This window comes from Stenotrophomonas sp. STEN030, assembly GCF_056759995.1.
This window is the reverse complement of sequence record NZ_JBRREB010000101.1, coordinates 1-5297: the sequence shown is the minus strand read 5'-3', so window position 1 is coordinate 5297 and position 5297 is coordinate 1. Positions and strand designations below refer to the sequence as shown.

5 protein-coding genes are annotated in these 5297 nt (G+C 63.6%); 3 read left to right on the top strand and 2 right to left on the bottom strand.

Annotation, left to right across the window (positions count from 1 at the left end; genetic code table 11):
- Positions 1-205: 205 nt before the first annotated feature.
- Together ACVOLR_RS19775 and ACVOLR_RS19770 are read right to left on the bottom strand one after the other, a co-directional pair.
- Complete coding sequence (locus ACVOLR_RS19775) at positions 206-859, bottom strand: YiiX family permuted papain-like enzyme (protein WP_481537951.1); 654 nt, start codon at positions 857-859, stop codon at positions 206-208.
- Entirely contained in the window at positions 859-2115 is a 1257-nt protein-coding gene (locus ACVOLR_RS19770) for a 6-phosphofructokinase (RefSeq protein ID WP_481537950.1), read from the bottom strand. Before ACVOLR_RS19770 ends, ACVOLR_RS19775 begins: the two co-directional genes overlap by 1 nt.
- A gap of 142 nt (positions 2116-2257) precedes the next feature.
- Between ACVOLR_RS19770 and ACVOLR_RS19765 the strand changes: the two genes are divergently transcribed.
- The 3 genes from ACVOLR_RS19765 to ACVOLR_RS19755 all read left to right on the top strand — a co-directional run bounded on the left by ACVOLR_RS19765 (position 2258) and on the right by ACVOLR_RS19755 (position 5252).
- Entirely contained in the window at positions 2258-2821 is a 564-nt protein-coding gene (locus tag ACVOLR_RS19765; protein ID WP_481530185.1) for an adenylate kinase, read from the top strand.
- A gap of 328 nt (positions 2822-3149) precedes the next feature.
- Positions 3150-4514, top strand: a complete 1365-nt coding sequence (gene mpl, locus ACVOLR_RS19760; RefSeq protein ID WP_481537949.1) for a UDP-N-acetylmuramate:L-alanyl-gamma-D-glutamyl-meso-diaminopimelate ligase — start codon at positions 3150-3152, stop codon at positions 4512-4514.
- Between the two features lie 132 nt (positions 4515-4646).
- Complete coding sequence (locus ACVOLR_RS19755) at positions 4647-5252, top strand: LON peptidase substrate-binding domain-containing protein (protein WP_481537948.1); 606 nt, start codon at positions 4647-4649, stop codon at positions 5250-5252.
- Positions 5253-5297: the final 45 nt, after the last annotated feature.

Below are 5297 nucleotides of genomic sequence, written 5' to 3'. Positions count from 1 at the left end.
ATCGCTCGGCTCGTCTGTCGGCTGGTACCCGCAGATATCATGTTGACGGTCCCTCCACCCTAGCTCTTACATACCTCGTAGGAGCCGGGAGGAACATACAAGCCATGCTCGACTGGGCGTTACCGGGAAAGCCTCTGCCGAGCATGGCTCGGCACTACAGGAGGAGCGTTTGCCGAGCCATGCTCGGCGCTACGCCGTGCTTCCGTCAGCGCTGATCAACCGTCATCAGCAAGGGAGAGGCAAAGATGGCGGCTGGCGAAATCACCGGCTCGGCCAAGGGGACATGGTTGCCGTAACGTTCGCGCAGTTTGCTGCGCACCACCGGTGCCTGCAGATTGAAGCTGTCCAGGCGTGCAAGTGGTGCCAGCTCGATGCCAGCGGCGTCGCGGTACAGCTTCCACACCAGCTCCGAGCAATAGATGCGCTGGTCAGACCACTCGAAGCTCAGATCGTAGGGGCGTCCCAGATAGCGCGTAGCAGCGGCGTGCATCCGGGCCTTGTTTGCCGATGTCAGCGGCCTCGATGGACGCTTGATCACGTAGCGGCGTTGCGCACCGCGATCCAGCCAGGCCTGCAAGGGTGTGTACCGCACCGGCTGCACCGCTTCCATTACGTAGGCTTGGCCGCCACGCAGCAGAACAACGCCCATATGGCTGTAACGCGAGCCAGTGGCGGCCTGCACCGCTGCACTTTGGCTTGAGGTCGAGGTATGGAAGACGATGTCGCCATCCTGCGGTGTGTACGCGCTGACCGCTTGCGCGGCCGCCATGCACAGCAACAAGGCGATGCCGTGCATCGCCTTCAAGCCTGCGGTGAAGCGACGCGGAGGCCGCACGCAGCACCGGCGAAGGCGCGACATCAGCCTTCCCAATCGGCCAGCTTCTTCGCCACGGCGACGTTCTTCAAGGTCACGTACTTGGGCAGGCCATCGCGGCCATACGGCAGCGGCGCTTCGCCGCGGATCAGCGGCTGCAGGTAGCGACGGGCCTTCTCGGTGATACCGAAACCATCCTTGCGGATGAAGCCGGCCGGCATCTTCTTTTCGTGGTTGGCGACCTTGGACAGCGGTGCGGCCTCGATCTTCCAGCGGTACGGCACATCCGAGCTGCGCACGATCACCGGCATCACCGAATTGTGTCCTTTCAGTGCGAACTGCACCGCTGCCTTGCCCACCGCCTGCGCCTGTTCCCAGTCGGTCTTGGAGGCGATATGGCGGGCCGAGCGCTGCAGATAGTCGGGCAGGGTCCAATGCACCTTGTAGCCGAGTTCGGCCTTGACCTTGCCGGCCAGGTACGAAGCCACGCCGCCGAGCTGGGTGTGGCCGAAAGAATCCTTGATCCCGCCGGCATCGGCGACGAACTGGCCGTCGGCGGTATGGATGCCCTCGCTGGCGACCACCACGCAGAAGCCGACCTTCTCGACCACCTGCTTCACCTTGGCCAGGAACGCCGGTTCGTCGTAGGCACGCTCCGGCAACAGAATGATCTGCGGTGCGTCGTTGGGGTTTTCACCTGCCAGGCCTGCAGCTGCAGCCAGCCAACCGGCATGACGTCCCATTGCCTCGTAGATGAAGACGCGGGTCGAGGTTTCCGCCATCGCCGCCACATCGAGCGCCGCCTCGCGCACCGAGATGGCGGTGTACTTGGCCGCCGAGCCGAAGCCAGGACAGGTGTCGGTGACCGCCAGGTCATTGTCGATGGTCTTGGGCACGCCCACGCAGGTCAGCGGGTAGCCGGATTCCTTGGCCAGCTGCGAGACCTTCAGCGCGGTATCGGCCGAGTCATTGCCGCCGTTGTAGAGGAACCAGCGCACGTCATGCGCCTTGAAAACCTCCAGCAGGCGCTCGTACTTGGCGCGGTCCGCATCCAGTGACTTGAGCTTGTAGCGGCACGAGCCGAATGCGCCGCCCGGCGTGTGGGCCAGCGCGGCGATGTTGGCGGCCGACTCCTTCGAGGTGTCGATCAACTCCTCGCGCAGCGCGCCGAGGATGCCGTTGCGTGCTGCCAACACCTTGATTTTCTTGGCTCTTGCTTCGGCAATGACGGCCGAGGCGGTGGCGTTGATGACGGCGGTGACGCCGCCGGACTGGGCATACAGCAAGGTGCCTTTGGACATGGGCAATACTCTCCAGAGCGGGGGACATTCCGGGACATTGGCCGGATGCGGTAAGCTGCACATATTGCGGTGCAGCGTGAATCGGCCCATGAGTCTAACGCCGCTGTCCGTCCCGTTTCCTCAAAACATATGGGAGTCAGGAATGCGATTGGTTCTGTTGGGACCGCCCGGTTCGGGCAAGGGCACACAGGCGACGAGCCTGAAGGAACATCTGCAGGTTCCGCACATTTCCACCGGTGACCTGCTGCGCGCCGAAGTGGCTGCCGGCACCGAGCTGGGCAAGCAGGCCAAGGCGGTGATGGATGCCGGCAACCTGGTGTCCGACGATATCCTGCTGGGCATGCTGGAATCGCGCCTGTCGCAGGCCGATACCGCCAAGGGTTTCATTCTGGATGGTTACCCGCGCAACGTGGCCCAGGCCAACGCGCTGGGCGAACTGCTGGCCAAGCTGAACCAGCCGCTGGACGCCATCGTGCAGCTGGAAGTGCCGACCGAACTGCTGGTCGAGCGCATTGCTGGCCGCGCGCAGGAGCAGGGCCGTGCCGATGACAACCCGGAATCGGTCCGTCAGCGTCTGCAGGTCTACAACGATTCCACCGCACCGGTGATCGACTTCTACGCCGCCAAGGGCACCCTGGCCCGCGTGGATGGCGTTGGTGCGCTGGACGAAGTGCTGACCCGCATCCTGGCGGCGATCAAGCGCTGAGGATGCTGGGCGCCGGCGGCTGACCGTCGCGCCCAGTTGCGGGCTTGCTCCGACGGCCGCTCATACAGAAACGCCCGGATCCATGAGCTGGATCCGGGCGTTTCGTTTGTAAAAAGCCAGCTAAGGGCGTGCTCACGGCCCCATCAGCATGAGCTCCCTGGGGATGGCCTCTTGGGGAGTAGGACCTGAGGGATACTGAGGCTGGCGTCACGTATTTTCTTTGTGAATGTCCCGTGACGGTATCGGGGAATCCCCTACAGGGGATTGGGGATACAGCTCGGGTTGGGTCTGGATACCCCTAACCCGGCACATCGGCGACAATCTAGGGATGAGCAAGATCCATATCCTCGGCATTGCCGGTACTTTCATGGGCGGCGTGGCCGCTCTGGCCCGCGAACTCGGTCATCAGGTCGAAGGAAGCGATCAGGCGGTATATCCGCCCATGTCCACCCAGCTGGAAACCTTGGGGATCAGCCTTTCACAGGGCTATCTGCCGGGCAATATCAGCCCTGACTGCGACGAGGTAGTGGTTGGCAACGCGCTCTCGCGCGGCAACCCGGCGGTGGAGGCGGTGTTGGATTCGGGCCGACGCTATATCTCGGGCGCGCAGTGGTTGTCCGAACAGGTGCTGCCGGGGCGCGACACGCTTGCGGTAGCCGGTACCCATGGCAAGACCACTACCACCACCATTCTGTCCTTCCTGCTGCAGGCGGCCGGGCGCGAGCCGGGTTTCCTCATTGGCGGCGTTGCGGAGGATTTCGGGGTGTCGGCGCGGTTGGGGCTGGGGCGTGAGTTTGTTGTGGAAGCGGACGAATACGACACCGCGTTCTTCGACAAACGCAGCAAGTTCGTCCATTACCGTCCGCTTGTCGCCATCCTCAACAACCTGGAATTCGACCACGCCGACATCTTCCCGGATGTGGCTGCGATCCAGCGTCAGTTCCATCATCTGGTGCGCACCGTGCCCGGTCGCGGTCGCCTGATCGTCAATGGCGAGGACAAGTACCTGGCCGAAGTGCTGGCGATGGGCTGCTGGACGCCGGTGGAGCGCTTTGGTTTTGATCCTTCACTGGAATGGAGCGCGCGCCTGATCAACCAGGATGGCAGCGCCTTTGCGGTACTGCATCGTGGTGCCGAAGTGGCAACCGTGGAATGGTCGCTGCTGGGCCGGCACAACGTGCTCAACGGTCTGGCTGCGTTGGCCGCCGCACATGCGGTGGGTGTCGACGTCGCCGGCGTGGCACCGGCCTTGGCTGGCTTCCACAGCGTCAAGCGACGCATGGAAGTGATCGGACAGGCGCAGGACATCACCATCTACGACGATTTTGCCCATCACCCAACCGCCATCCACACCACGCTGGAAGGTCTGCGCGCCAAGGTTGGTGATGCACGCATCGTGGTGGCGATGGAGCCGCGCAGCAACTCAATGCGCCTGGGGGCGCACTCGGACGCATTGGCGCCGTCTCTGGATATCGCCGATGCGGTGGTATTCCTGGCGCGGCCGGAGCTACCGTGGGATGCGGCCAAAGTGATCGACGCGGTGCGCGGCGATGCGCAGGCAGTCACCGATACCGACGCATTGCTGGCCAAGCTCGGCGATGTCGCGCGCGCTGGCGACCACGTGGTGTTCATGTCCAACGGTGGTTTCGACGGCGCCCCGCGGCGTTTCCTCGCGCAGCTGCAAGGCGTTTGATCCAGCGGTTTTCAGGCCGGGTTGCATGCAACCCGGCGCTGCATTGATTGCGCTGGCGCACGATGAATTGTCGTCGTGGTGTGGTGGAGTACCATCCGGCTTGTCTGCCGAACACCTGTCACTACCTGGATCATGCAATTGCTCAGTCTTGCCCTGTTTCCCCTGCACGCGGTGTTGTTACCCGGTGCGATGTTGAACCTGCGCGTATTTGAGCCGCGCTATCTGGACCTGGTGCGCGAATGTGGGCGTAACGGCAGCACCTTTGGTGTCTGTCTGATCCTTGATGGCGAGGAAGTCGGTGCGCCGGCAATCCCCGCTGCATGGGGCGTGGAAGCGGTGGTCGAGGATTTCGATGTTGGCCCGGATGGCGTGCTGGTGCTGCGCCTGCGCGGTGCGCGGCGTTTCCACGCAACGGCGACTCATGTGCGTGACAACGGTCTGGTGATGGCCGATGTGGAGTGGTGTGAGCGCGACAGCGACGACGAGCTGCAGCCCGAGCACAGCTTGCTCGGCACCTTGCTGGAAAACATCATCGAGCAGATCGGCGGCGAGTACGCAGCTGCCGGTCCGGCGCAGTTGGATCAGGCCGCGTGGGTGGGCTGGCGCCTGGCCGAACTATTGCCGTTGCATGAGACCCAGCGCCTGCAGTTGTTGCAGGAAAACGACCCGCAGCGGCGCCTGGATCGATTGCTGGAGTGGATCCCGGAGCTGGACGTGCCGATCGAGGAGGATCTGTAACCCAGCTGCAGGATGTGGGAGCGGGGTTAGCCGGGCAGCCGCTCC

Coding starts and splice junctions, on each gene's coding strand:
- ACVOLR_RS19775 (WP_481537951.1), bottom strand. CDS start 859: ATGTCGCGCCTTCGCCGGTGCTGCGTGCGGCCTCCGCGTCGCTTCACC.
- ACVOLR_RS19770 (WP_481537950.1), bottom strand. CDS start 2,115: ATGTCCAAAGGCACCTTGCTGTATGCCCAGTCCGGCGGCGTCACCGCC.
- ACVOLR_RS19765 (WP_481530185.1), top strand. CDS start 2,258: ATGCGATTGGTTCTGTTGGGACCGCCCGGTTCGGGCAAGGGCACACAG.
- mpl (WP_481537949.1), top strand. CDS start 3,150: ATGAGCAAGATCCATATCCTCGGCATTGCCGGTACTTTCATGGGCGGC.
- ACVOLR_RS19755 (WP_481537948.1), top strand. CDS start 4,647: ATGCAATTGCTCAGTCTTGCCCTGTTTCCCCTGCACGCGGTGTTGTTA.